The organism is Sporosarcina sp. PTS2304 (assembly GCF_003351785.1).
Classification (GTDB): Bacteria; Bacillota; Bacilli; order Bacillales_A; family Planococcaceae; genus Sporosarcina.
The window spans coordinates 91,047-117,564 of the sequence record NZ_CP031230.1 but is presented as its reverse complement, the minus strand read 5'-3'; the positions used below and the strand labels follow the sequence as shown (position 1 = coordinate 117,564).

General features: G+C 39.7%; 22 protein-coding genes. 6 read left to right on the top strand and 16 right to left on the bottom strand.

Going from position 1 to position 26,518, the window contains the following annotated elements; translation table 11 throughout:
* The first annotated feature begins 162 nt into the window (after positions 1 to 162).
* Complete coding sequence (locus DV702_RS00480; protein ID WP_371682717.1) at positions 163 to 1,530, top strand: FAD-binding oxidoreductase; 1,368 nt, start codon at positions 163 to 165, stop codon at positions 1,528 to 1,530.
* 360 nt (positions 1,531 to 1,890) lie between these two features.
* On the opposite strand, the gene DV702_RS00475 is transcribed toward DV702_RS00480, so the two are convergent.
* Both DV702_RS00475 and rbsK read right to left on the bottom strand, forming a co-directional pair.
* Positions 1,891 to 2,418, bottom strand: a complete 528-nt coding sequence (locus tag DV702_RS00475) for a DinB family protein (RefSeq protein ID WP_240315655.1) — start codon at positions 2,416 to 2,418, stop codon at positions 1,891 to 1,893.
* Positions 2,419 to 3,212: 794 nt separating this feature from the next.
* The gene (rbsK, locus tag DV702_RS00465; RefSeq protein WP_114922936.1) at positions 3,213 to 4,082 is read right to left on the bottom strand and encodes a ribokinase; all 870 of its coding nucleotides are present in this window, start codon (positions 4,080 to 4,082) and stop codon (positions 3,213 to 3,215) included.
* Between the two features lie 150 nt (positions 4,083 to 4,232).
* On the opposite strand from rbsK, the gene DV702_RS00460 reads away from it, so the two are divergent.
* Complete coding sequence (locus DV702_RS00460) at positions 4,233 to 5,585, top strand: YjiH family protein (protein WP_114922935.1); 1,353 nt, start codon at positions 4,233 to 4,235, stop codon at positions 5,583 to 5,585.
* A 379-nt stretch (positions 5,586 to 5,964) separates the two neighbouring features.
* On the opposite strand, the gene DV702_RS00455 is transcribed toward DV702_RS00460, so the two are convergent.
* From DV702_RS00455 to DV702_RS00435, 5 genes are read right to left on the bottom strand one after another with little or no spacing between them, the layout of a single operon-like run.
* Positions 5,965 to 6,303 carry an antibiotic biosynthesis monooxygenase gene (locus DV702_RS00455; RefSeq protein ID WP_240315654.1) on the bottom strand — a complete coding sequence of 113 codons (339 nt, stop codon included), beginning with the start codon at positions 6,301 to 6,303 and terminating at the stop codon, positions 5,965 to 5,967.
* Entirely contained in the window at positions 6,303 to 6,722 is a 420-nt protein-coding gene (locus DV702_RS00450) for an ankyrin repeat domain-containing protein (protein WP_114922934.1), read from the bottom strand. Before DV702_RS00450 ends, DV702_RS00455 begins: the two co-directional genes overlap by 1 nt.
* Positions 6,712 to 7,503, bottom strand: a complete 792-nt coding sequence (locus DV702_RS00445) for an ABC transporter ATP-binding protein (RefSeq protein ID WP_114922933.1) — start codon at positions 7,501 to 7,503, stop codon at positions 6,712 to 6,714. The genes DV702_RS00450 and DV702_RS00445 overlap by 11 nt, the downstream gene beginning before the upstream one ends.
* Entirely contained in the window at positions 7,490 to 8,521 is a 1,032-nt protein-coding gene (locus tag DV702_RS00440) for a FecCD family ABC transporter permease (protein ID WP_371682741.1), read from the bottom strand. Before DV702_RS00440 ends, DV702_RS00445 begins: the two co-directional genes overlap by 14 nt.
* A 4-nt stretch (positions 8,522 to 8,525) precedes the next feature.
* Positions 8,526 to 9,494, bottom strand: a complete 969-nt coding sequence (locus DV702_RS00435; RefSeq protein ID WP_114922931.1) for an ABC transporter substrate-binding protein — start codon at positions 9,492 to 9,494, stop codon at positions 8,526 to 8,528.
* Between the two features lie 371 nt (positions 9,495 to 9,865).
* Here DV702_RS00435 and DV702_RS00430 point away from each other — a divergent pair, with 371 nt between their 5' ends.
* Positions 9,866 to 11,056 carry a cation:proton antiporter gene (locus DV702_RS00430; protein ID WP_114922930.1) on the top strand — a complete coding sequence of 397 codons (1,191 nt, stop codon included), beginning with the start codon at positions 9,866 to 9,868 and terminating at the stop codon, positions 11,054 to 11,056.
* A 37-nt stretch (positions 11,057 to 11,093) separates the two neighbouring features.
* Here DV702_RS00430 and DV702_RS00425 read toward each other — a convergent pair whose 3' ends face one another.
* The 5 genes from DV702_RS00425 to DV702_RS00410 all read right to left on the bottom strand — a co-directional run bounded on the left by DV702_RS00425 (position 11,094) and on the right by DV702_RS00410 (position 16,923).
* The gene (locus DV702_RS00425; RefSeq protein WP_114922929.1) at positions 11,094 to 11,792 is read right to left on the bottom strand and encodes a CBS domain-containing protein; all 699 of its coding nucleotides are present in this window, start codon (positions 11,790 to 11,792) and stop codon (positions 11,094 to 11,096) included.
* Between the two features lie 219 nt (positions 11,793 to 12,011).
* Positions 12,012 to 12,149: a hypothetical protein gene (locus tag DV702_RS16735; RefSeq protein WP_162805679.1), complete on the bottom strand. Its 138-nt coding sequence runs from the start codon at positions 12,147 to 12,149 to the stop codon at positions 12,012 to 12,014.
* A 196-nt stretch (positions 12,150 to 12,345) separates the two neighbouring features.
* Complete coding sequence (hutI, locus tag DV702_RS00420) at positions 12,346 to 13,599, bottom strand: imidazolonepropionase (RefSeq protein ID WP_114922928.1); 1,254 nt, start codon at positions 13,597 to 13,599, stop codon at positions 12,346 to 12,348.
* Positions 13,600 to 15,282 (bottom strand): urocanate hydratase, encoded by a 1,683-nt coding sequence (hutU, locus tag DV702_RS00415; protein WP_114922927.1) that lies wholly within the window; start codon positions 15,280 to 15,282, stop codon positions 13,600 to 13,602.
* Positions 15,283 to 15,492: 210 nt separating this feature from the next.
* Positions 15,493 to 16,923, bottom strand: coding sequence for a helix-turn-helix transcriptional regulator (locus DV702_RS00410; protein ID WP_114922926.1), 1,431 nt, complete (start codon positions 16,921 to 16,923; stop codon positions 15,493 to 15,495).
* Positions 16,924 to 17,120: 197 nt separating this feature from the next.
* Between DV702_RS00410 and DV702_RS00405 the strand changes: the two genes are divergently transcribed.
* Positions 17,121 to 17,408 carry a hypothetical protein gene (locus DV702_RS00405; RefSeq protein ID WP_114922925.1) on the top strand — a complete coding sequence of 96 codons (288 nt, stop codon included), beginning with the start codon at positions 17,121 to 17,123 and terminating at the stop codon, positions 17,406 to 17,408.
* A gap of 315 nt (positions 17,409 to 17,723) precedes the next feature.
* Positions 17,724 to 19,409 carry a methyl-accepting chemotaxis protein gene (locus tag DV702_RS00400; protein WP_114922924.1) on the top strand — a complete coding sequence of 562 codons (1,686 nt, stop codon included), beginning with the start codon at positions 17,724 to 17,726 and terminating at the stop codon, positions 19,407 to 19,409.
* Positions 19,410 to 19,534: 125 nt separating this feature from the next.
* Here DV702_RS00400 and DV702_RS00395 read toward each other — a convergent pair whose 3' ends face one another.
* The 4 genes from DV702_RS00395 to DV702_RS00380 form a co-directional block, all read right to left on the bottom strand.
* Positions 19,535 to 20,470 carry a carbohydrate kinase family protein gene (locus tag DV702_RS00395; protein ID WP_114922923.1) on the bottom strand — a complete coding sequence of 312 codons (936 nt, stop codon included), beginning with the start codon at positions 20,468 to 20,470 and terminating at the stop codon, positions 19,535 to 19,537.
* 214 nt (positions 20,471 to 20,684) lie between these two features.
* Positions 20,685 to 22,103, bottom strand: coding sequence for a putative Ig domain-containing protein (locus DV702_RS00390; protein WP_114922922.1), 1,419 nt, complete (start codon positions 22,101 to 22,103; stop codon positions 20,685 to 20,687).
* Positions 22,104 to 22,113: 10 nt separating this feature from the next.
* Entirely contained in the window at positions 22,114 to 22,881 is a 768-nt protein-coding gene (locus tag DV702_RS00385; protein ID WP_114922921.1) for a cohesin domain-containing protein, read from the bottom strand.
* A gap of 44 nt (positions 22,882 to 22,925) precedes the next feature.
* On the bottom strand, positions 22,926 to 25,805 hold the full coding sequence (locus tag DV702_RS00380) for an Ig-like domain-containing protein (RefSeq protein WP_114922920.1): 2,880 nt from the start codon (positions 25,803 to 25,805) through the stop codon (positions 22,926 to 22,928).
* 95 nt (positions 25,806 to 25,900) lie between these two features.
* Between DV702_RS00380 and DV702_RS00375 the strand changes: the two genes are divergently transcribed.
* Complete coding sequence (locus DV702_RS00375) at positions 25,901 to 26,506, top strand: Ig-like domain-containing domain (RefSeq protein ID WP_114922919.1); 606 nt, start codon at positions 25,901 to 25,903, stop codon at positions 26,504 to 26,506.
* Positions 26,507 to 26,518: the final 12 nt, after the last annotated feature.

Here is a 26,518-nt window from a genome sequence, read left to right as displayed (position 1 = left end):
TTGTTACTCTTCTTTATTACTATCACTACATAACAGGCTTTCCATAAAAACTTTACACGTATTGTCACTCCTTTGCAAAGTATACTGTATACAGAAATCGTAATTTACTTTATGATGTTTGTAAAGTAGAATCTTTATAAAACTTTGAAAGTTGGTGCAAAAGTGATAATTATAGAATCACTTAAACAAAAATTGCGAGCAGACCAAATGAGCATGAATGAAACAGAACGTCTCCGTCATAGCAAAGATGAATCGTTTCATCCCCCTGTTATACCCGATATCGTTTGTTTCCCTGAAAGCACAGAAGATATTGTAGCAATTCTAAACATAGCTGAAGAATATTCTATACCTGTAACCCCTTTCGGCACAGGATCAGGCTTGGAAGGACAAGTCATTCCTTTACGTCATGGCATTTCTGTAAACTTCGAACGAATGTCGGCTATTATTGAGTTTTCTCCTGAAGATCTTACTATTACTGTGCAACCTGGGATTACTCGTCTTACTCTTAATGATAAAATCAACCGTTCAGGCTTACTATTTCCTATCGATCCAGGAGCAGATGCATCGATTGGTGGGATGGTTTCTACAAATGCAAGCGGAACGACTGCTGTTAAATATGGTTCAATGCGGGATCAAGTACTCGATTTGGAAGTTGTATTACCTAATGGAACGGTGATTCATACAGGGACCAAAGCGAAAAAGTCTTCCTCCGGCTATCATTTATCGGGCTTATTTACAGGCTCGGAAGGAACTCTTGGAATAATTACTGCAATTACGCTACGCTTACACGGCATTCCTGAATATACGCAATCTGCAAGATGTACGTTTGATTCTGTAGAAAGTTGCGCACAAGCAGCACAAGCTGTACTCATGAGTGGTATACCTGTTTTACGTATGGAATTAGTCGATCAAGTAAGCATTCAAACGATCAATGCATATGGCGACTATCATCTTCCCGAAGCACACTCCCTATTTTTAGAATTCAGTGGAAATGAAGAAGGAGTCCGCGCCGATGTCAACTTAACGAAAGAGTTAATGAACGAATTAGGTTGCGACCACTGGGAAGAAGCACACACACCTGCACAAAGTAATGAGCTATGGAAGGCACGGCATGAAATGGCATATGCTTACCGTCATAAAAAAGGAGTCGCCATAGCTGGAGCTGATGTATGTGTACCGATCTCCCAGCTGCCGGATTTAGTAGAGTATGCTAGAGTGTTAATAGAAGAAAGCGGATTGCTCGGTGGTATATTGGGGCATATCGGTGATGGGAACTTCCATACGATGATTTCATTTGACGCCCATAGTATAGAACAGCAACAACAAGCGGAAGGCATTAATGAAAAACTCGCTTATCGCGCGATTGAGTTAGGCGGAACGTGTACAGGCGAGCACGGAGTTGGTCTTGGAAAGCGTAAATTCCAAGAACTGGAGCATGGCGCCGCGTGGCAATTAATGCAGCAAATGAAAACATTAATAGATCCAAAAAACATCATGAATCCAGGAAAGATCTTCTTTAGTAAGAACTAGACTTCAATACGAAAAACGCATGGAGAATCTTTCCCACATGCGTTTTTCGTGTTTTATTGCTATTCTTTTACACTGTATCAAGCCTGCTGATTATCCAAAGAAAGGAATTGACTTTTGGAAATGAGGTGCTTTTGACGAGTCGTTGTAGAGGTGGAGTACGTTTTAGGATTCTACCTACAGAACCGGACGCGTCCCCTCCGGAAAGCGTATCGTCTGGAAGCGCAAGCCGCAAGACACTTTAAGTCAGCCTTACTCCATCCAACTGCCATAGTCAAAATCATTTTCAACTAAATGAATGAGAGCATTATACATAATATAGTTAATTAACAGGCTTGACACTGCATATACTTTCCAAGCCTGTTACTTTATATGAGAAAGCGTAGCTGAATTCATTTTCACTTGTTCCACTGCTCGCTTCAATTGGCGTAAATGTCTTTTTTCATGAAATCCTACAAAACGGAACCATTGTATGAGCGGCACATTTCCAAACACTGGATGTTTAATAGATTTTCCGCGCAATTCTGCTTCAGTAGCTGATTCATAAATATCGAGCAAAAAGTTTCTGGAATCATGCAACTTCTCTTTAATATCCGAGATGGAAAGATGGTTATCCGTAGGTTCAGTACATTCTAATAAATAGACTTTGAGAAGCGGGCTAGAACAAACGCTTATCGGTTTTTTAAATACGCGGAGACTGTCAGGATTTTTTAACTCCTTAGCGATGTTTGTAGCCACTCGACATTCCATTAATGCTAAATGCTCAACAATTTGTTTCGGTGACCAGCCGCCGTATGATGGTGTTCCGTTAAACTCCTCATCTGTCAATCCTTCGATTAACTGCAGGATACGTTTACGGACTTTGATGTTTTCTCCAAAAACCACCAACATCCTCCTCCATTTCTTCAACAAATTCATTACTATTGGAATAGCATACTCCTTTTTTTCGGAGATTTAAAGGGAGTTGATTAGATTTAATTTTTCAGATGGTGTAATGATATTTGCCAAGTACAGAAAATTTACCAAGCTACAACTTTATAGTGGTGTTTTACCGATTATATGTATTATTCTCCAAAAAAGAAAAGTTTTTAGAAATAAAGTGTTCTTAATGAGTAATTGTGGAGTAAGTGTTCTCCTAGAAATGATGGTAAGGTAAGTGATTTCTCCTGTACTGTGCAGAAAAATAGTGGACGTGTTAGGATTCTCCCTACAGAACCGGACGCTTTCTGGAGGGCGCGCGGCGGACTCGCCATAAGTGCGTTGGCGATTACGCCTGTCAAGTGCAAAGATGTGCTCCTTCTCGCTGCGCTTCACTCGCAAAAGCCGTCCTTCGCTACGGCTCTCGCTGATCCTCCCAGAGTCGCCGGTTCTTCCGGGAGAATCCTTGAGTTTGTGTCCGTAAGTCAGTTAGTGTTCATCCAGAAGTTGGAGTGGGGTAAGTGACTTCTTACGTACAGCGCCTTTTTCAACTTTCCAAAACGATCACATAGTATCATGCAAGTCTACTTGGGTGTAACTATCTATAGCGAGTGATCAAACTGTCTTGCCTACACTAAGTACGGCTGGCGCTGGAAGACGATCGACTATGGTAGGGTCAGGGCAACAGGTGTAACTCGCAGCGCTTGACGGTCCACCGCGCGCCCTCCGGAAAGCGTATCGTCTGGAAGCGCAAGCCGCAAGACTCTTCAAGTCAGTTTCGCTTGTACTTCTTTATTTGTCGGCATTCCTCCTTGAGCACCAAACTTCTCCACTGACAACGCCGCTGCTACTGTAGCGAATTGCAATGCTTGAAATAAGCTCTTTTGACGATGTAACTGAGCTGCGAGTGCCCCGTTGAATGTATCACCAGCACCTGTCGTATCTACAACATGCGCTTCCACTGCGGGAATGTGAATTTGTTGTTTGCCATCGTGATAGCGCACACCTTCTTTACCAAGTGTTACGAGCAATTTATTTGGATATTGTTTGATCGCTTCTTCCATTGATGTTCCAAAAATTTGCTGACACTCTGTTTCATTTGGCGTTACATAACGTATATAAGGTAAAAAGTCGTGACAAAAACTAGTTGCTGGAGCAGGATCCATTATGACAGGCACTTGAAATTCTTTGCATATATGCAAGACGCACCACACGACTTCAGTTGGAATTTCTAACTGAAGCATAACAATCGTGCTGTTTCGAAATACGTCTCTTGCCGCATTTATACGTTCAACTGTCAGTGAATGATTTGCGCCTGGTATAGAAATAATCCGATTATCACCAGCGGTCAATAAAATTACAGCTACTCCGGAAGGTCCGCTCACTTGTTCTACATATGTAGTATCAACTAGCTGCTCTTTTAAATTTTTTATTATCGTTTCACTAAACAGATCCGAACCGACTGTACCGATCAGTTGCACTTCTTCTCCTAAACGGGCACATGCGACTGCTTGATTAGCCCCTTTCCCTCCTGGTGTTGTTTGAAAACTGCTGCCTCTGACGGTTTCTCCTTGGTTCGGAAACACGTCCGCCTCTGCGACTATATCGACATTAGCACTTCCAACGACCGTAATCATGTACATTCCTCATTTCTTTAATTTCTTACACGATATATCTCACACTAACTGAAAAGTTGTATTTTGTGTTAAAGTATTTACAACTGCCACACACACCGTATAATGTATAAATATACAAAACTACATACTGAACACAAGGAGAGATGCACCTTGAAGAAATATACAGCTAGCACATGGTTCATATTTTTAATTCCTTCAATACTCGGTATTATATTATTTATGATTCCATTACCTTTTGAAGCAGGTTGGAAAGTACCTATCGCAAAACTCGCTGATATACTAGCGAGCTCATTAGAATCAATCATTCCTCAAGTAATGATGTATTTAATTATCATTTCTGCTGTTGGCTCTATACTTTTTCTTTTCATAAAAAAGGATCCGAACCATCCTTCATTTTTTATGAACTTATTTAAGGTTACACCATTTTGGGTAATTACACGTATTATCGGAGCGATCTTTGCCATTATGGTCGTTTACAAAATTGGTCCAGAAGCAATCTGGAATGAAAATACAGGTGGCTTGCTATTGGCTAGTGACGGACTTGTATCGTTTTTGTTCAGTATTTTCTTCTTTGCCGGTTTTTTACTCCCGTTACTATTGAACTTCGGTTTACTTGAGTTTTTTGGTACGCTCATGGTAAAGATTATGCGTCCATTATTCAAATTACCAGGACGTTCTTCTATTGATGCATTCGCTTCATGGATTGGCGACGGTACAATCGGTGTGTTATTAACGAGTAAGCAATATGAAGATGGGTACTATACGCAACGTGAAGCTGCTATTATTTCTACAACATTTTCAGTTGTATCGATTACATTTTCACTAGTCATTATTGACAAAGTAGGAATGGCTAACTATTTTCTTCCTTTCTACGGTACTGTTATTCTTACCGGATTAATTTTAGCTTTAATTATGCCTCGTATTTATCCATTACGTTCAATTAAGAATACGTATATTGATGATCGAGCTTATTCCGAAGAAGATGAAAAGCTCCCCCCCAATACGAATGTCGTTTCATTAGGTATTGAAAAAGCTTTAGAGACTGCTTCAAAGCAGCGTTCCATTGTGAAAACTATTCGTGCGGGAATGCAAAACGTTTTAGATATGTGGGTGGGTGTCACGCCAGTTGTTATGGCGTTCGGTACTGTCGCATTAGTATTAGCTGAGTACACGAATATTTTCAGGGTACTCGGAAAACCATTTGAATATATTTTAAATGGCCTACAAATTCCTGAGGCTGCTGATGCGGCGCAAACAATGGTTGTCGGTTTTGCAGATATGTTCTTACCGGTCATTTTAGCAGAAGGTATGATCACATCACCTGTTACATTGTTTACAATTGCGGCAGTTTCAGTTGTACAACTGATCTACATGTCCGAAGTAGGTGGTTTGATTTTAGGCACTAAAATCCCATTAAATATTTTTGATTTGTTACTTATTTTCTTGTTGCGGACAATTATTGCATTGCCGATCATTGCAGGAATTGCACATCTATTATTCTAAATCATAAAGAGGCTGTCCACAAAGTCCGTAACGTCCGACTTGATGTGATAGCCTTTTTCTTTAGAAGAAATGAAAAAACTGCTTTTCTTATTAGAAAAGCAGCCAAATGAAGCAACTTGAAAGAGTCCTGTATGTAATTAGTAGAATGTCCGCAAGTAAGGGAGGGTTGCGATTGAAATATTGTGTAAAAAAAGTAATGGTGGGCTTCTTTATACAACATTTCGTATAAATTTGTACAGTACACTCTCAAGTTGCTTACGCGATATACAGTTGCGCTAACGGTATTCCGAAAGCCATCGATGCAGGGGAGTGACTGCATCGATCACGTTCGGAAAATATGCGACAGATCCGTGTGCTGTAGATCTGCCGACATATGCTATTACTTTAAATCTACTGTTTCCGCAGGTAGATGTTGTACTTTTACAGCGAATGTTGTGACTTCATTGCCTAGTATCGGACTAGGTTCTGAAGATGCTTTACTATTGTGGGCGCTCACGTTTTCCCGGCTATGTAGCCAGTCATCAAAAAATTTACGATCTTCCCAAGTCGTACAAACTTTCACTTCATCCCGTTCTTCGTGTTCTTCACTCAAAAGGACTTCCATTCGAATAAACCCTTCAAACGTGTGCACCGCTTTCGCTTTTGCAAAACGTGAAGTAATTTGTTCTCCCTTGCCTTTTTCTACAAAAATCGTATTAATTGCTGTCATTTTCTGCATTATACTACCTCCACTTTCATCGATTGTAAATATTCCACTACTCGTTGTGACGGTTCTCCGCCAGCTAGAGCGTGGCGCATTAATGGAATACCGTGAGGACCTTTGAGCTCATACCAAGACGGATACCACTTCAACATAGATTGAACAATTTCCAACTCTCCTAACATAGCTGCCGAAAAAATATCCATACGCGCCCCTTTTTCTAATAAATACTCAGCGATAGCTCGATTTCCAGTATGCGCTGCTGCACCAAGACCACTTTCCCAATCATCTCCGCCCCAATTCATCACAGCGTGAACTAAATCCGGTTTTTGTTCGACTAATTTTTGCACTTCTTCAAAGTTACCATGGGCAGCGATTACGTATTGACGAACCAAGTCTAATTCAATAGGTTGCTTCTTCTCTCCTTCAGTTCTCATAACATTCTCCCTTTCGTAATTTACTCGGTGTAAAAAAGCATTTACCGTTATTCATAAATATTTCAGCATCGATTTCAAAGATTGAATGGAACATATCTTTACAAAGTACGCATTGCGGGATGCCATCAAAACGTACACTGCCATCTTTCAATACAATCAAACGGTCGCTGTAGCTCGCTGCTTGGTTAATATCATGCAAAACCATCACGACAGTCATTCCATGTTTCTCATTCAACTCTGTCACAAGCTCCATTACTTCCAGCTGGTGCGAAATATCCAAATAGGTAGTAGGTTCATCTAATAATAAAATTTTCGGTCGTTGTGCAATAGCCATTGCAATCCATGCACGTTGGCGTTCTCCTCCTGACAACGATTGCAAAATGCGATTTTTATAGGCTCCTAACTTTGTGACTCCGATTGCCCAATCAATAATTTCTTGATCTTCGTCACTCAGTTTTCCATAACCTGTCCGATGTGGATGTCTTCCAAATTCAACGAGTTCTCCTACTGTGACGTCTAATTGATGATCTTGCATTTGTGGTAACATTGCCAGGTTTTTCGCAACTTCTTGTGATTTCATACGCTTTAGACGATCACCGTTTAATAGCACTTCCCCACTTCCAGGTGAAATCAGCCGCGAAATCAAGCGTAAAAAGGTAGATTTTCCTGAACCGTTAGGACCTAGCAAGCTGACAATTTGCCCTTGCTTAATATGAAGGTCAATTTTAGATAATTCAAACGTATCCGAGTGGCGGTACGATAATTCTTCAGTTATCAGCAAATGAATCCCTCCGTTTTTGAATTAAATACAAGAAGAACGGTCCTCCTAAAAAGGCTAGTAAAATTCCTACCGGTAGCTCGATCGGATTAAATGCTGTTCGTGCCACAGTATCCGCTACGATAACTAGCAAACCTCCCCCTAATGCGGAAGCAGGTAGCAAGTAGCGATAATCACCGCCTACAATTGAACGCATGATATGTGGTACAACTAATCCAACGAAACCGATTAAACCCGATACACTTACTGCCATTCCAGCGAGAAGTGTACTTAGTACGATTAAGAAAAAGCGACTACGTTCTACGTTATGTCCAAGCAACTTTGCCACTTCATCGCCCAGTCTCAAAATTCGAATATGCTTAACAGCAAAGATCGCCAATACGAATGCTGCAAGTGCATAATAAATGATCATCTCAAATTGCACCCATCCCACACCTGCAATGCCACCTGCTAACCATGGCAAAACTGCTTGTACGCGGTCACTATACAACAACATTAACGCACTCATAACCGCTCCAATTACTGCGTTAATGGCCACTCCTACAAGAATAATGCGTAGCGGGGATGCGCCTCCCCTCCATGACAATGCATACACTACGAGCGCAGTTATCAAAGCACCTAAAAATGCTGCAAGTGGCAAAAACATAATATACGCCGGAAAAATTATCATAATGATTGTTGCAGAAAGCCCTGCACCCGAAGACACGCCAATAATTCCTGGATCAGCCAAAGGATTGCGCATAATTCCTTGTAATATAGCGCCCGACACCGCCAAACTAATTCCGACTATCATTCCTACTAAAACACGTGGAAAGCGAAGCTCCCAAATAATTCGACGTTCCATCGTGTCATTCGCAACGAAGATTCCATTCCAAATTTCTTGCATGGAGAAGGACACCGGACCGATCATCAAACTAGCGAGCGCTGCTAAGATTACTAAACTACCGCTTGTCACAAGTACAATTACACGCTTTTTAGCGAGAGGATGTCGTTCTTTCTTTGTCTGTTCTCCTACAGCGATCATCTTATTTAACCTGTCCTAAGCTTTCTTTCATCACTTCTAGCGCATCGACTACTTTTGTACCTGGGTTTGTGCCAAATAAATGTGAAGGCAGGACGATTACATTTCCAGATTTCACAGCGTCCAAGTTTTTCCATGCTGGATTTTTCAGCATTTCACCTTCGAATGCTGCTTTGACTGCTTCTGGTTCGCCGTGCGTAATTAGCATGACCATTTCTGGGTTACGTTCGATAATTTTCTCGACACTTAAACTTGCGTATTGAGGATATTTCTCTTCATTCGGAAAATCACTTGCGATGTTTTCTCCACCAGCTAATTCTAGTAAATTCCCTGACAATGAATTTGGTAACGCAACCATATATGTACCTGGCGCACCGTAAACTAATAAAGTTTTCACAGCATCCGCTTTTTCTGATATGCTTTTCTCAATTTCATTTGTGATCGTGTCTTGAATGGTTTTTGCTTGTTGTTCTTTAGCAAATAGCTTTCCGAATAGTCCAATGGTATTTTTGATATCCTCAACGGAGTTCGCTGCTGTATAAATAACTTTTGTTCCTTGACGCTCCATATTTGCTTCATGTTGTTTAAAACTTGGAGCTGCTATGATTACATCAGGATTGACTTCTGCAATTTTTTCGAAGTTCGGTTGATGTGGATTGCCGACCTCTGTAATTCCTTCCAGTTCTTTTACTGGCGATCCTTGTACAGTTGGACGACCGGCTATTTCTATATCAAGCGCCAGTAACATGTCTAAGTCACCCGAGCTTAATGTAGCAACGGTTTCTGGAGCTTTTTCGAATGTCAAGGTTTGGCCTGTCATGTCTGTTACTTCAATTGTTTTGTGGCTTGTTTCTTCAGGTTGTTCAGCTGTTGCTGCTACTACATTTTCTGTAGCTTTTTCGTCTTTCGTGCCACAAGCACTGAGTACGAATAGTAACATGAGTATACTTAACACGCTTGCTAGCTTCTTCATTTCTTCATTCCTCCTCAGATATAATGAGAATGTTTCTCATTGAGGTTAATCATAGTTGATAATGAGAATCGTTGTCAACTATATTTCTGATTATGATTATTATGTACTATTCATAAAGTTAAGAGTTTATTAGTTTGTTCAGCTTGGAAGACTAGTTTTTGTTGGATCGTAAATCGTCTTAATTTTAGATTTTGGAATTAGTGGGGTTTCTGCTTACTGTAGCCACTTTCTAAAGTCAGTAACAATACCAGCTAGTCGCGCTCTTCTCAAAGCTACAAAAACTTCAACCTGCTAAACAACCCGTTTTCACAAGCACCACGAAGGGAATAGAAACTATATTAAGAAATAAATGCAGGGAAAGGTGGGTTGATATGGATATCGTACAAGTACTAATCTTATTAACCATCGGCTACATCGCGATGACTATCGACAAAAAACAAAAGAACTTTCCCTTACCCGTTTTTTTAGTCACTATCGGATTCGGACTTTCATTTATCCCCTATTTCAGCACTATCACTGTCTCAAAAGAACTAATCTATACCGTCTTTTTACCCGGACTATTATTTACTTCCGCCTATCACTACTCCGCCAAATCCTTAAAGAAGCACGCCGCAGTAATAGGCGTTCTTAGTACGGTAGGATTGCTCCTTACAGCAATTTTATTAGGCATCGTGACGTATGCGTTAGGTACAGTAATTAGCATTTCGTTGGCCGGCGCATTGTTGGTGGCTTCTATTTTAACGCCTACTGATCCCGTGTCTGTCGTGTCGATTTTGAAAAAATCATTGAAAGACCCTGCTGTTTCAGAAATAGTAGACGGAGAATCTATGATTAATGATGGTACGAGCGTCGTTTTGTTCACTGTGCTATTGACTATGTTTACACAGCAAGAAAATTTTGAGTTTTGGTCATTTGTCGGGAAGTTTTTGTTTGTTTCTATCGGGGGTATTGTTACCGGCTTGGCTGCGGGATGGCTGGTTAGTAAAGCAATACATGTTTCAACACACCGAGAGCATCAAGTGTTGCTGAGTATCATCATTGCTTATAGTGTATTTCATTTGGCAGAGGGTTTCGGATTTTCTGGTGTATTAGCTACGGTAGCTGCTGGTATTATGCTGTCGGCTGAATTAGAACGTACACCTCATGAAAAAGACTACCGTAATTCATTAAACGGTTTTTGGGAAGTGGCTGAGCCTGCCTTACTCTCTATTTTATTTTTAGTAATTGGAATTATCTCAGCAGATTATTTACTATCATTTAACTATTGGTTATTAGCAAGCGGAATTTTCATCTTCTCTTTGCTAACAAGATTTATTGTAATCATGGGTACGTTGAAAATGTTCTCTGGTTATCGTAAACATGTGAACGTTAAAGAGGCCTCGCTTTTGTCGTGGGCAGGTATTCGTGGAACGATGTCGATTTTTTTATTATTAAGTTTAGCAGATGCTACTGATTCGTCAGCAGACGTTTTAGTATCATTGGGATTTGCGGTTGTGTTTTTATCGTTACTATTGCAAAGTGTCGGGATTTTTCCATTGTCAAAAGCACTCGAAAAAAGATAAATTCGAGTGTTTTGTAATGATATGTAAGCCTATATAGTCAATCCAATTTTAATAAATCTAGCGGGGTAATAATCCCTATCAATTTTTCATCTTTCCCACCTTGCTCTGTAATAAGTAAAGCTTCTAATCGATTACCAGACATAATGGATTTCTTGAAATAACCTTCTGCTTCATAAACTGACATCGTACTTTTGACGAAACGATATGTTTTTTTACGTTTTTCATGATTGTAGATGTCTAATAATGTCGGGATTTCCCGGGAAATGTTATCCGTCTCTTGTCCAGCTAGCCAATTCATTATCCCATTCGCTGTAATTAGACCGATAAATCTACCTTTTTGATAGATAGGTAATTGATTAAATTTCTTTTCTTTAACAATTTTTAAACCAGTCGCTAATGATTCATTCGCTTGTACTGTATGTACTTTTCTTTCAAAGAGCTCTTTAACTGTTACTGGATGAGACAGCTTTTCTTCTATTAGTTCAATAGTTTCTACAATATGATCGTGTGGTTCTGCAATTGTGTAGTCTATTCCGATTCGATTATGTACAATAGCATTACGTAAACTTCCAAACTCTCTAAGTTCGTCTTCATAATGAGCGACAAGTGCGTTTTGATTTTTAGCTCTGTCGATTTTTTTAGAAAATGACAAGTGACTTGGCAGATCTGTTATTTTCATTAATGATTTATCAATTCGATTATACGCCACTAAAAACCGTTCTGAATTTTTGGGCAATGTTTTTTCCTCCTCTCTTACCAAATTAATTATATCATATGCTTTTTCTTTTCAGTACTTTTGGCACTAGGTATTTCGTATTTCTAGTAGGCAAAAAATTGGGGCTGTCCAATAAGTCCCTAAAATAAATCAGGCAGAGAAAAACGATTCGTTTTTCTCTGCCTGATTTTGGTTTGTAGTTGTTCACAGTTGAAAGTAGCCGGCGGATGCCCGCTACTTTCAACTGTGAACCAGTGCGACGATTCCGAACTTCGTATGAAACTTTTCAAGGCCACGGAACGATGCCGTATGTTCTTCTATAGAAAAAGTGAGTTGTTCTGTGGTGTACTGTTCGTAAGTAATCTTTGGATCGCGCATAAAAAATCGTCCTTTCGTAGAGTGGGTTTGGTAACTTTATTCTACTAGAAAGGGCGATTTTTTTGTACCTATTTGAAGCAAGATATCGAGTGGAACGGAAAGGAACGGCGAAGAGAGGATTCTTCTATTCGTTTCATGAGAAAAAGGGCTGTCACAGAAACTCAGTTCTCACTGACTTTCTGGACAGCCCCAATTATTATCCAACGATCTGTTGACCTTTTTTCCAAACTTTATCTACATGATTGACACCGAATAAGTATTGAAGTTCTTGGTAACTTCCGATATCCCACATGACCAAATCGCCTTGTTTTCCTACCTCTAGTGATCCTACACGGTTTTCTACTTTAATTGCGCTCGCTGCGTTGATCGTTGCTGCAACTAAGGCTTCTGCCGGTGTTAGACGCATAGAGATACATGCTAAATTCATCACAAGAGGCATAGATGTCGTAGGTGAAGAACCTGGATTGCAATCTGTCGAAATGGCAACCGCCATCCCAGAATCGATCATTTGACGTCCTTTCGCTGCTTCTTCGCGAAGGAACAGCGCAGTTGCCGGAAGTAGACAACCGATTACTCCTGCTTCCGCCATATCTTTAATTCCTTGATCAGATGCTTTTAATAAATGCTCTGCAGAAATTGCACCCACTTTCGCTGCGAGTTCTGCACCGCCATAAGATACAATTTCATCTGCATGAATTTTAGGTGTTAAGCCAAGCTTTTTACCTGCTTCTAAAATACGTTCAGACTGTTCTGGAGTAAACACATCTTTTTCACAAAACACATCATTGAAGATAGCTAATTTCTCTTTCGCTACTACCGGAAGCATTTCGTCAATGATTAAGTCTACAAATGCATCTTCGTTTCCTTTATACTCATTCGGCACCGCATGCGCACCCATGAATGTAGGAATAATCTCGACTGCATGCTGCTCGTTTAAGCGTTTTGCTACACGTAATTGCTTCATTTCAGTTTCTAAATCGAGTCCGTATCCACTCTTACCTTCAACAGTCGTGACACCGTGTTTCGCAAATGAATCTAAACGACGTGAGCTTTGTTCGATTAGTTCGTCTTCTGTCGCTTCACGTGTCATACGGCATGTTGCATGAATTCCGCCACCCGCATTCATAATATCCATATACGTAGCACCTTCTAAACGCATTTCAAATTCACGCTCACGGCTACCTCCATAGACAATATGCGTATGTGGATCGACGAGTCCCGGAGTCACTAGACGCCCTGTAGCATCGACAATATCCGCTTCATGCGTACGGTTTGCAAACTGTTCTTCCAGTTCTGCTGTTGTACCTACTGCAGCAATTTTGCCGTCTTCAATCCAGACGCTTCCATCTTCAATAATTGCTAGTTCAGACATGTCTTTCCCTTTACGTGCCCCATTTTCACCCGCGATTGTTGCCAGTTCTTTTGCATGTTTAATCCATACTGGTTTCAATTATTTTCCACCTTTCAACATTGGCATATTAATTCCTTTTTCTTTCGCAGTTTGAATTGCGATATCATATCCTGCATCCGCGTGACGTACAACACCCATTCCAGGATCCGTAGTCAATACACGCTCAAGACGTGCTTCCGCTTCTTTTGTACCGTCCGCAACAATTACCATGCCCGCATGTTGAGAATACCCCATTCCTACGCCACCACCGTGGTGCAGAGAAACCCAAGTCGCTCCACCAACAGCATTGACCATTGCATTTAGGATCGGCCAGTCAGATACTACATCTGAACCGTCTTTCATTGCTTCAGTTTCACGGTTAGGTGAAGAAACAGAACCTGAATCCAAGTGGTCACGGCCGATAACGATCGGTGCACTTAATTCGCCACTCGCTACCATATCATTAATTATTTTACCAAAACGAGCGCGTTCTCCATATCCTAACCAGCAAATACGAGCTGGTAACCCTTGGAATTGAATTTTTTCTTGCGCCATTTTGATCCAGTTGCACAAATGTGTATTGTAGCTAAATTCGCGTAAAATCACTTCGTCTGTTTTACGGATATCTTCAGGATCTCCTGAAAGTGCTACCCAGCGGAATGGACCTTTTCCTTCACAGAATTGCGGACGGATATAAGCTGGGACGAATCCTGGGAAGTCAAATGCACGCTCTACGCCTTCATCTTTTGCTACTTGACGAATATTATTCCCATAGTCAAACGTGATTGCTCCTTTATCCATCATGTCGATCATCGCTGAAACGTGCTGTGCCATCGCTTTTTTTGATAGACGTACGTATTCTTCTGGATTAGAAGCACGAAGTTTTGCTGCTTCTTCCATAGTCATCTTAGATGGGACATATCCATTCAACGGGTCATGTGCGGATGTTTGATCTGTTAGAACGTCTGGAATAAATCCGCGTGAAATCATTTCCGGCAAAACATCCGCCGCATTTCCTAATAGACCGATTGATAAGGCTTTTCTTTCTGCCTTCGCTTCTTCCGCAAGACGAATCGCTTCATCTAATGAATCTGTTTTCACATCTGTGTAACGCGTTTCAATGCGGCGATCGATGCGAGTTTCATCTACTTCAATTCCGATACAAACTCCGCCAGCCATTGTAACTGCTAGTGGTTGAGCACCACCCATTCCACCTAATCCAGCTGTTACTGTAATTGTTCCTTTTAGCGAGCCACCGAAATGTTGATTAGCTAGCTCAGCAAATGTTTCGTATGTCCCTTGTACGATTCCTTGTGAACCGATATAGATCCAGCTTCCAGCAGTCATTTGTCCATACATCATCAAACCTTTTTTATCTAGCTCATGGAATGTATCCCAATTTGCATAAGCAGGAACGATATTAGAATTTGCGATTAATACGCGCGGAGCATTTTCATGCGTTTTGAAAATAACAACCGGCTTTCCTGATTGTACTAGCAATGTCTCATCGTTCTCCAATTCTTTCAATGAACGAACGATCGCATCAAAGCTTTCCCAGTTACGTGCTGCTTTCCCGATTCCGCCGTACACTACCAGTTTATCTGGATGCTCTGCTACGTCTGGATGTAAATTATTCATCAGCATGCGAAGAGCCGCTTCTTGCTGCCATCCTTTCGTGTGAAGTTCCGTTCCTGTATATTGAATTACTTTTTCACTTGCGTTATGTGTTTGTTTTATCGTCATAATAATGACCTCCTTTTAAGTTACTATTAGTATACTAAGAATCATCAGTTAATTACGTTGTACTTTAGTGATGATTTTACATTTCATACACATTCTTTAAAGGTAAACGTTTTCATTTATACTTTGTTGACTTATATATAAATCATAGTTAGATAAATTTCCAAGAGCTAATTCCTTTCTTTGCATAATCTACAGGCTTGATAAATTAACTCACGATTGGCGATATGCATAAGGTGTCCATCCTGTCGCTTCTTTAAATCGTTTACTAAAATAAGCAGGGTGTGAAAATCCTGAAGTGATTGCCACATCAGCGATAGCCAAATCTGTCTCTTTTAATAAACGCTTAGCTTGTTCAATCCGAATACGTAATAACGCATCACGAAAAGAATCTTCTGCTTCTTTTGCATACTTACGGCTCAATGTACTTTTATGCATTTTCATTTCATCCGCGCAGTCAGCTAAATTCCAAGAAGAGTCCCAATAGTTCATTACCATTCTCTCACGTACTTTTTCTACAAAGTCCTGCGATACATTAAGCTCACTTGATGTTCTAATCAATTCACTGCTGAATGTAATGAACGATTGGATGATCTCATACATAATCGGCTCTTGGATCGTTTTATTAAATAGTTCATGATACGAAGTCTCCACATGCGAAGACTGGAGTGAATTAGCCATCATATAACGACGCATTTGCGCCAATATACTTGTGAGTCGTACACGTACCATCTCGGGATTCGGATATGGCGGTTCTAACGTAAGAAAATCATATTCCAGCCAATCACGTATTTTTTGTAATTGTTGTTTATTTAACATTTCAATCCATTTTTGCTGGTCGATTGGTGATAAAAACGGATCGAGTTCCTTCCACTGAACTTCCTCTTCAATTTGCATAATAATATCGTAGCCGTCATAAAAAATACGTTCGTGAAATAATCGCATCTTTTTATATAATTCACGATAACTTATATTTTTCTCTTCTGTATAAAGATAAATCGTGAGCAACGCATCTGATAGTCGTTTCCACTGCGAGAAAAATATGCGATACGCCTCATGTAATGCTTGCATCTCTTTCAATTGATGAATAACTAATACATGATTAGAAAACGGAAACACTTGAAATGTAGAAGGAAAATCATGAACTTTCAATTTATCAACGAGTAAATCCAATGCATCCACATCGGATATGGCCAGCAAACTCATACAGACCGGATATTCGATAACAGTCTCGCGAATGATTAAGTCTTCATATGAAATAGAATGTTTCTCGGCAGTTACTGGCTGTGTTCGTTCCACTTGTTCGTTGCGCCATCTAAAACGAATTTGCTGAATTTGTTTTACTAATCTTTCAGGTGGAAACGGTCGAAATAGTACATCTTCCGCCTTTTTTGAAAGCGCCTCATAAACCGTTTGAAACGTTCGCTCCGATGAGATGCCAAGCCACAGAGTTTGCGTGGGAAGCTCTACCTCTTCATGTTTAATAAAATCCATATCAATAATATAAAGATAAGCATCTTGAAATGTATGTAATACGCTTACTTGGTCTGTTACTTCTACTGTCACATCAGTCCATTGCGAAGTCAGAAGCCATTGTAAGCCTTGTGCTTCTAGCGGATCTTTTATGAGAAGCAATATTTTCATAGTTACGTCACCTCACTCTGGGCAGTTTTTATGTATTGTATCATTTAGTCAATGAAATCTAAAATTTCTTTTTCTCATTCACATCTGTATCATCTTTTCTCTAGAATTCCATATTCGTAATTTTTCCTATCCGGTGAACCGGCACAATTCTCTACTTTTTTGGAACATACGCTAGAAGAGAAGGAGGTGCTGAACAGATGGCATCTAGAAAGTATAGACCTTGTAAAGGTTGTGACTCTTCCCTCCCCTCAAAGAGAGAACCACGCTGTTATGACGATAAAAAAATCATTCATATTTTAGTTGATTTATCAATGGGAGCTCCTGTTGAAATCACTTTAAAAGAGTCAAAAGACCATCAACAAAACGGCTATTTTTTACGTTTTGATCGACATAAAAGACTGCTGTATTTTCAACCTTTTGGTGATGTGGCTGTGCAAGAAATTTTTTTATCAGATATTTGCACCATTAAATATAGTTCGTATTGATGTAAAAAGGAACAGCAAGGAAGTATATCTATGTTATAAACATTACAACGTTTAAATAGGGATTAGTAAAAATGCACAAAGTTCATCGCTTTGTGTATTTTTAAATTGCTAGATAGTAGCGACACTTTTTGGATTTGTCTATCAAATTTATATTCTTGCAGACGATAATAGTAGTGTACATGCCGTTCATTCGTATTATTTGTGAATTTATTTTAATAATAAATTAGTAATATACAAATACTTTTAGCTTAGATAGATAGAATATAGTAAAATATATTCTATGCTTAGGAATTTAGTTATAGGAGGAAATTATAAATGACCATTGGTAAAAAGATATTCGGTGGATTTGGTGTAATGTTAGCAGTCTTGCTTATGTTCTCCTTCTTCAGTATATCCCAGCTCAAGAACGTCACAGAGAGCTATGAAAATATGTTAGATTCACAAGTGAAGATGTCATTAAGCGCAAGCGCGGTACAAACTGAAATGGCACTGCAAGGCATGTATATGCGTGCGTATTTGGCAGATAAACGCGATGTCGCATTAGAAAATTTCAAAGAACATCAACAATTATTAAAAAAGGAAATCGAGACATTAACTACATATGCACAAGCAGAGGAAATGAAACAACTGATTCAAGAAACTAAAGATCAGATTGCCATATATGATACGAGCGCAGCAGAAATTATAAGACTCATTCAAGCAGACGACGTAGCCGGAGCAAAACAAGTGATGGAAACAGATATCCGTCCTGTTAATATTGCTATTCAACAAGCGGGAAAAGATATGGAAAACTTTCAAGAAAACGAATTAGATCGTAAACGTGTAGAAGCTCAAGAAGGCGCTGCTAAATCAAAACGTGCGCTAACTACTTCCACTATTTCAGATACTATATTGTCTTTACTCATTGCCTACTTTATCTATCGTGCAATTTCGCGCCCAATCAAAAGTTTGTCTGCCGCTACAGCTATTATGGCGAGCGGTGATTTGACACAGGAAGACATACAAGTTAAAGCAAATGATGAAATACGAGAGTTGGCGAATTCATTTAATACAATGAAGCATAATCTAAGAAATGTAATTAGTACGATTCATGACAACGCATTGCACGTCACTGCCTCAGCTGAAGAACTATCTGCAAGCACGGAGGAAGTAACGAAAGCTTCCCACGAAGTGAGCAAAAATATGGATCAAATTTCAACAGGTGCACAAATTTCAGCAGCATCCGCAAAAGAGAGTTCATTAGCGATGGAAGAAACTGCAATTGGGGTGCAACGAATTGCAGAATCCGCATTACACTTAAATGCTAGTGCAGAAGAAACGGAGAAATTAGCAGGTGACAGCGAGCATTCTGTCCAACTTGCAAAAGACCAAATGAATATCATTTATGCATCCTCTCAGCAAACTAGCGAATTAATCGAACGCTTGAGCAGACAAACTGTAGAAATTGAAAACATTACAAAAGTCATTACAGACATTACTGAACAAACCAATCTTCTTGCACTTAACGCAGCTATTGAAGCAGCTAGAGCCGGTGAGCAAGGAAAAGGATTCGCAGTCGTAGCCAATGAAGTTCGAAGTCTAGCTGAGCAATCAAAAAATTCAGCCAGTCAAATCGTTAAATTAACGGCAGATATCCAAATAGACACTCAAAACGTGGAAACTTCTATTGAAGAAAGCTTGAAAAACGCAAAGCAAGGTGTTCATGTCATTGATGAGGCTGGAAAAGCTTTCTTGACAATTGTCGAAGCCATTCAAATGATGGGCGGACAAATAGAAGACATCTCAGCAGCTTCAGAAGAAATTTCCGCCAGCGCCGAACAAGTTTCCGCTTCTGTTCAAGAAATCGCCGCGCAAGCTGACGAAGCCTCTGCTCAAACAGAACAAAACTCTGGCGCTGTAGAAGAACAAATGGCAACCATCGAAGAAATAAACACTGTCGCCCACGACTTAAGCGAACAAGCCATGACTCTACAGCAAGTGATACAGGAATTTAAAGTGTAACAGTGTAAACAAGCCATCCACTTTTTTGTGGATGGCTTGTTTTTATTTAGGATGACAGTAGCTATGAGCGCTGATGCGGATTCTATGAGCGCGAACGCAATCTACAGACACATCATTAAAACTACTTATTCTAATTCATCAGCATGCGGCATAGCAGATAGGGCCCCGGGTTTCATTGCACATAAAGCGCCCATTTGATTGCCAAATGAAATCAAGGCATGCATCTCCTCAAATTTTTCCGGCTTCCCTTTTACATGAAGACCATGAAGTACTGCCGCCATGAATGCATCCCCTGCACCTGTTGTATCTACAGGATCTATCGCTTCTACTCCGATATGTTTTCGTACGCCTTCAATGATCGCGAGGGTTCCCGATTCTCCCATCGTCATCATCACTACAGGAATTTCATAGGCTGATAGTGCTTCAAGCGCCTCTTCTATTTCTGTTTTTTCCATTAGAAAAAGTAATTCTTCTTCAGTTAATTTCAGCAAATCCGTCTGTTGTAAAAAAGGTAGGATTGTCCGACGGCAGATGTCTTCACTTTTCCAGCGTAACGGCCGAATATTAGGGTCGAATGAAAGAAAAGTACCCGTCATTTTTGCCAGTTCAACTGCTCTTTTAGTCGTCTGCAATGCTGTAGGCTGAAACATAGTTCCTGAACAAATATGCAAAATGGTAGCTCGATGGAAAGCTTCTTCTCGTAAGTCGTCTGGAGTGACTTGTAGATGTGGCGTGTCATCTACGTATTTCGCAAATACTCGATCATGTTCTGGTGTGAGATGAACATACACACGGTTTACTTTCTTCTGTTTCGACCGAATAGCATATGTTAAATCGACACCTTCCTGATGAAGTTCATTTTCGGCAAACACAGAATCTTCATCTTCCCCGATCATCGTAATCAATGAAGATTTTGCACCTAATCTTGAAATTCCGGCTGCTACATTGACAGTTGCTCCTCCAAGGAAATTCGAGAAGTTCGAATTTGTATCATCTGTCGCGATATAGTCTACGAAGATATCTCCATAAATCAGAACATGTTTTTCTAATGCGTTGTTCATTTACCAGACCTCCTCGAACGTTTTCTTATTATCCTATCATGGATATGTTGTGAATTGGTTGATTACTTTAGACTATCACTCAATTCTTTTACTTCCTCTATTACTACTCGTACACTTAGGTGACATGTAACCTGATACGAACAACGTTTAAATATCTTGAAAAAGGCCTCCTTGCTGATTAGACTCAAATCAGTGAGGAGGCCTTCATAATTAGTTAATCTGGTTTCAAAATATGTTGCTTTGTTTCAAGCAAATTACCGTATTTGTCATACATTCGAAAAGTGACTAGAGAATTGGTTTTAAAATTCGTACTTATCAAGCTAAATTTCTTTTCCCCTTCAAAGTGCATAGAGTATATCGAGTTGACAGTTACACTATAAACCTCTTCTGAAACATCGACTTTAATTGTATACATATTAAATAATGGAGAATATCCGATCGTTACATTATTCAAGTAATTTGTGGCCACCACGTTGACTTCTACATTCACAGTAAATCCGCTATCTCCAATTTTACCTTTTGCTAGGACTGTACCGATTTTGGATGTATCTACAGGTTGCCAAGTTACAGACTCTTTACCTGTTGTTTTATCTTTATATGTGACATTCACTTTAGACGGCAGTTCTGGTGTGCCATTTAACATAACGTTGACAGGTAGTGGTTTTTCGACAGTCAAAATATTCGAATCAATCACTTCGATACTGAATAACTGCTTTTCGATATCACCTACCGCATCGGTTACTTGAATCGTAAAGTTAAAGTTTCCTGCACGAGTAGGAACTCCGCTAATTTCACCAGTTGTTTCATCAAGGTTCAGACCTGTAGGTAAGCTGCCTACACGCTTAAATATATAAGGTGCACGTCCATGCACTGCAGTCACTTGCTCGTTATACTCACTCTTTAGTACCGCATGATCTAGCTCTTTTGACTGGATCGCTAGAAATGTCGTTCGCTTGCCTGTTATATAATCAAGTATGATTTGCGCATCTTCCTGAGTTAGCTTTCCATCCCCATTCACATCTGCGGAAAGAAATGCTTCCCGGTCAGTAATGGGTTGATTTAAATGCTGCAAGATGCGAATGGCTGCAGCTGCAGTCGGCTTGTTATTACCTACTACGTCACCTACAGGCATTTTTCGTTCAATTTTACCATGCATCGGTGTAACGATTAACGAAGTATCGGATCGTCCCTTCAAATTAGCTGATTCTAAGGACAGCTTGACAGATTCTCCTTCGTTAAATGAAGATGAGAGTTCAAAGACTAAATAACCAATCGTAATTTTCTTATTTGCTAATCTTTCCTCTTTACCTGAGATCGGTAAAAAGTTCAAATCGAGTTTATTTGAAGTGATACTCCATTTCGTGCGGAATAGTTGATCAGCAAACGCAGGTGAAGGACGAAAATCTTTCAATACAACCCCTTTCGCAGATGCCGGAGTCGTCACTACAAAGTTACCTGAACTTAAATACATGGCATCACGCACAGTCACCGGCACTTCCACTTTTGTCCCAAGTGAACGGCTTTCTCCGACTTCCAACGTTTCAGCTTGTACTTTTTCCCCGATAAAACCTGTAAGCAATACAACGCAAACTATCATTACTAGCGTCATTACTTTATTCATTGTACTTTTCATATCTCTCACCTCAATTTACCTTGAACGTAAAGCGCACAGGTTGACTTAGTTTTTTACCGTTTGCTGAACGGAGTTGATCGGTAATATCCATTGTGTATGTTCCGCGTGTATACGTTTCTACAGGTTTTACTCGGAACTGCTTTGCGCTCACTACTTCCACTTCTACTGGTACTACATACGAACCACGCTTCATGCTCACTGCCTGCGCGTTCAAAGTTGCCGGATTATATGGAGTACTCAAAGTAATGACCCAAGACTTATTGCCCGTTACAGGTTTAGTATATGTTTCTTCTTTTCCTTCAAACGGTTTTATTTGCCCATCAATCAGTTGTGCTGTAATCTTTTTACCTTGCTCTGTATACAGTTCAACATTGGCTAACGTAAGCTCATTCACTTGACCCGAACCGCCGGCAAGCACAGTAGCTTTTATTTCCATAACGGTGCTGTCGACTACACTTCCTGTAGCTTTTGCAAATGACAAGGAAATTGTTCCCGCCCCGTCACTGCCTCCTGATGTTAAATAAGATGATAGTGCATTTGTCATGTTGGCATCAGTTGCATTTATTCGTAATTTTTCCGTGTCATACAATATGTCTAGAGAACCTCCAGCAATCTTTTCATCACTACTGATGAATACAGATAAGTTTACGACGCCTGTCCTTTCGAGAAAAGCGGATGATACACCTACTGCTGTTTGATTAGTAGCTGCTTGCGTTGGAATCGCTGGTATAAGTAGCAGTAGAATACTTAGCCATATGAGTGTTTTGATATTTTTCATAAATGATGTATGGGCGCACCTGTGTACGCCCTACCTCCTAGTTGTTAGTTTGCGATGAAGCGTAGTTGACTTGGTGCATACTTATTTAAAATCTCATTAAATAATTGAGTGTTTTTTATAAGTATTTCGACTGAATAGTATCCTGGAGCCACTCCAGCGTTTTGTTTGAATTCTACTGGATATGTTGTCGCTACACGTTCTAATTCATTTGAAACGCTGTCATAAGCAATCACTTCTACATAATCAGTTACTTTCATCGAAGCACGATTAAAAATAAACTGATTCCCAACCTTATTAGCCCCTAATACGTTTCCATTCACACGAACTTCTACACGACTAATGCCTGAATTAGCATTTACATCAATTGTACCACCAGTTAATATACCTGAAGTCGTGAATGTTAATTTTTCAATGTATAAACCCGGAACGACAAAGCCTATTTTTTTCAAGTCATATAAACCACTCATAATTTTATCAAAGCGATTATTATCACTAACAAAGTCCTCTAATGTCTTAATACCTTGTAGTAAATCATTCGGATTCAACACTCTTACCGTAGCCGAATCGATAAAGCCACCGTCAACGGTAGTCGCTACGATGCTCGTTTCACCAGGTGTAAGTGGCGTAACAATTCCACTAGGGTTCACCTTAGCAACCGTTGGATTAGTAGATACCCAATTCACCTGTTGATTGGCAGCGTTTGTTGGATACACTGTATAACCAATGGCAATATTTTTAGGTTTATACTCATTGTTACCATCTTTATTAAACAAAATCTCTTTACGATCTAATTTAATAGATGTTACTTTACTGTTTGAACTTGATCCAACGATTATGCTGACCGTATATACTGATTTGGTCTCACCGTCAGCAGCTGTTACCTGAACCTTTACTTCTCCCACACCATTGGCTGCGACTGTACGATTCAAAATTGTAATTGTAGCGTTGCGGTCTTGTGGTCGTGCATCTACTTTTACTGTTTGAGCACCACCTGTTGGAAAGCTATCACCGGATACTGCATGGTTAAAGTAATTAAAGTTACTCGGTGTAAAACCAACAACTGACTCATCATTTATTGTTAAACTAGCTAAAAGCGCATTTGATGATTTTTCTACTTCATTTAACTTATTCCAAAGCACTGGTCCTTTCATTGGATACTGTTGTAACTTTCCATGAAGCTCCAACAAGTTAAATGTGAAACCAGTACCAGCAACACGAATTGTTTGCTGATTCATCATCGCCACTTTATGCCGTCCTTCTGCATGAAAATTGTAGCGGCTATAATCTTTTTCATAATTCATCGCTCGATCACTGTAAATCGGATGCCCTTCACCGTTTCCTGTTTGCGTAAACGTACCTTCTACTTTAAGTACTCCATCCGTTAAATGCCCTTGATCATTCATTTGTTTGCCTAGTTGTATATAGTGACGCGTCGCATGATTTCTTTTGCTCGCAGTAGAGAAATTCCCATGAACGTGAACGAAGTCACCGTCTCCCTTACTATATTGTGGAGTTGCTGTATCCATTGAGCCTTTGATCATCGTTAACCAACCGTCTTTAATTAAATAATCGCCATAAATATCTACTGTACCGTGGTTGACGAATAACTGTCCGTTCTCTTGTATAACATTTCCAGAATTTCTTGTTACAGCCATTTCATCTTTCGAACCGACTTGCACTAACCCTCCGCCTACGTCTAACGATTTATTTTCTAAAAAAGCATCATCGAGTAAAGGTCCTCCGTTGATCGTTAAATTCCCATCTACTCGTAATGTGCCCTCTTGTACATTGAATCGGCCTTTTTGCTGTAGATTGCTTTTCGCATGAAACATACCGCCATGCAAGTCTACTTTTCCTTCTTGCAAAACAGTAGATGCAAACGTTGCTGATTGACCATTCACATTCAAGTACCCGTGAATTCGCTGATTGTATTCTTCCGTTATTATTTCTGAAATCGCTGGTCCTTTATAGTCTCCATTGACAATAATTTGACCATCTGACGTTAACTTGTTCGTAGCCTGTAATTGACTATTGTTCAATCGAATAGTTGATGCAGATTTCTGCTCAATATTTTTAGCTTGGAGAGTTTTTCCGTTGACCACTCGTACTTCTGCACATTTTAACAGCACCAAATCCTCATTTACAGTCAAGTTATAACCATTCAAATCGATTTTAACATTCTCATGCACTAGAAGTCCCTTTGCTTCTGTTACGTCACTAGTTAACTTCCAATCACTGCGAAGTTCACGACCTGGAAAATTAGCAAGTTGCTGCTGTAGATTTTCCAATAAATTTTTCAAATAAGCTGCATTTACCCAAGGATTGTAATTTCCGCCTGTTTCCTCTGATATATTTCTTAACGTCGTTTCATCTATTATTGAAGATGCCGTGCTACCGAAGCTTATTGTATGTATCTGAATATTTTTTTCATAAGCTTCCCGCGCTAACTTTATCACTTTTTCGTTATTGATCGATGTACCAACTGTCATCAGTACGATAATTTTATCATTCGCTGTAGAAGTTGCAGACAAGGTCTTTATAGCCTCCGCAAGCCCTTTGCTCACGTCAATTCCATTATTAGTAGATACTTCTTTAAGTTTTTGAAGTTCAGCTTTCACTTTAAAAGGGTTAGAGTTAACTGGCAGGCTCTTTGTGACCTCTTCGTTAAAACCGATTACACCAAAACGATCTAATGTACCGGCAGTTCCAACTACATCCGTTGTAACTGTTAGACGCTCTTGGCTAGGATCCTGCGCTTGCATTCCTGGAGTATCTTGAATAACAAACATAATATCGCGTCCGTGATCCAATCCACAACTTTGATTTGTGTACTCATTCGCAGCCTCTGTAACGAGCGGATGTTTGAATAGCACTGCAACAGCTACTAATGAAATCACCGCAATGACTTTCAAATGTATCTTCATTTTTCAACTTCCTTCCCGATAATATAGATAGGACTTACTTGTCTTTAAACAGTTTGTCTTTGCGACTTACCAACACATTAAAAGGAGATTTTGCTATGCGAATACGTTTACTCTCTTCCCTTGTTTGCATCGGTTTTCTAGTGAGTGGTTTATTTACTACTCATACAACCTTCGCAACAACGAGTCACCCCATTACTGATCCCATGAAGCCGTGGACGATTACATTTAATAAAGATGTTTCCAATCAAACAGTGAACTTAGAAAGAATCAACGTGCAATCAAAAGGTAAAAAGCTATCTCTATTTCTATCGGCAGATTCAGAGAAAGTTATAGTTAAACCAAAAAATCCATACTTGTTTGGTGAACGGTATATATTGACGATTCCTGCTAATTTTGAATCTAGTTCTGGAAACGTATTAAACAAAAATGTGACAAAAGAATTTGAAATAATCGGTACGTATATAAAAAACATTTCGGCTACGATGAATTCTTTAGCGACTACCATCTCTATTACTGTCACTCCCGAAGTAGCATACGCTTCCTATGCTGTGAATAGCGCAACTCCGGTTATGTTCATTCGCAACGGCGTAGATTCATTTTCGAAAGGGCAAATCGGTTTATTGCAAGGGGATTTAATAACGATCCGAGTGATGGATGAAACTAAACATGTAATAGAAACACAATATTATGAGGTGAAATAGGAAGGATTGAAT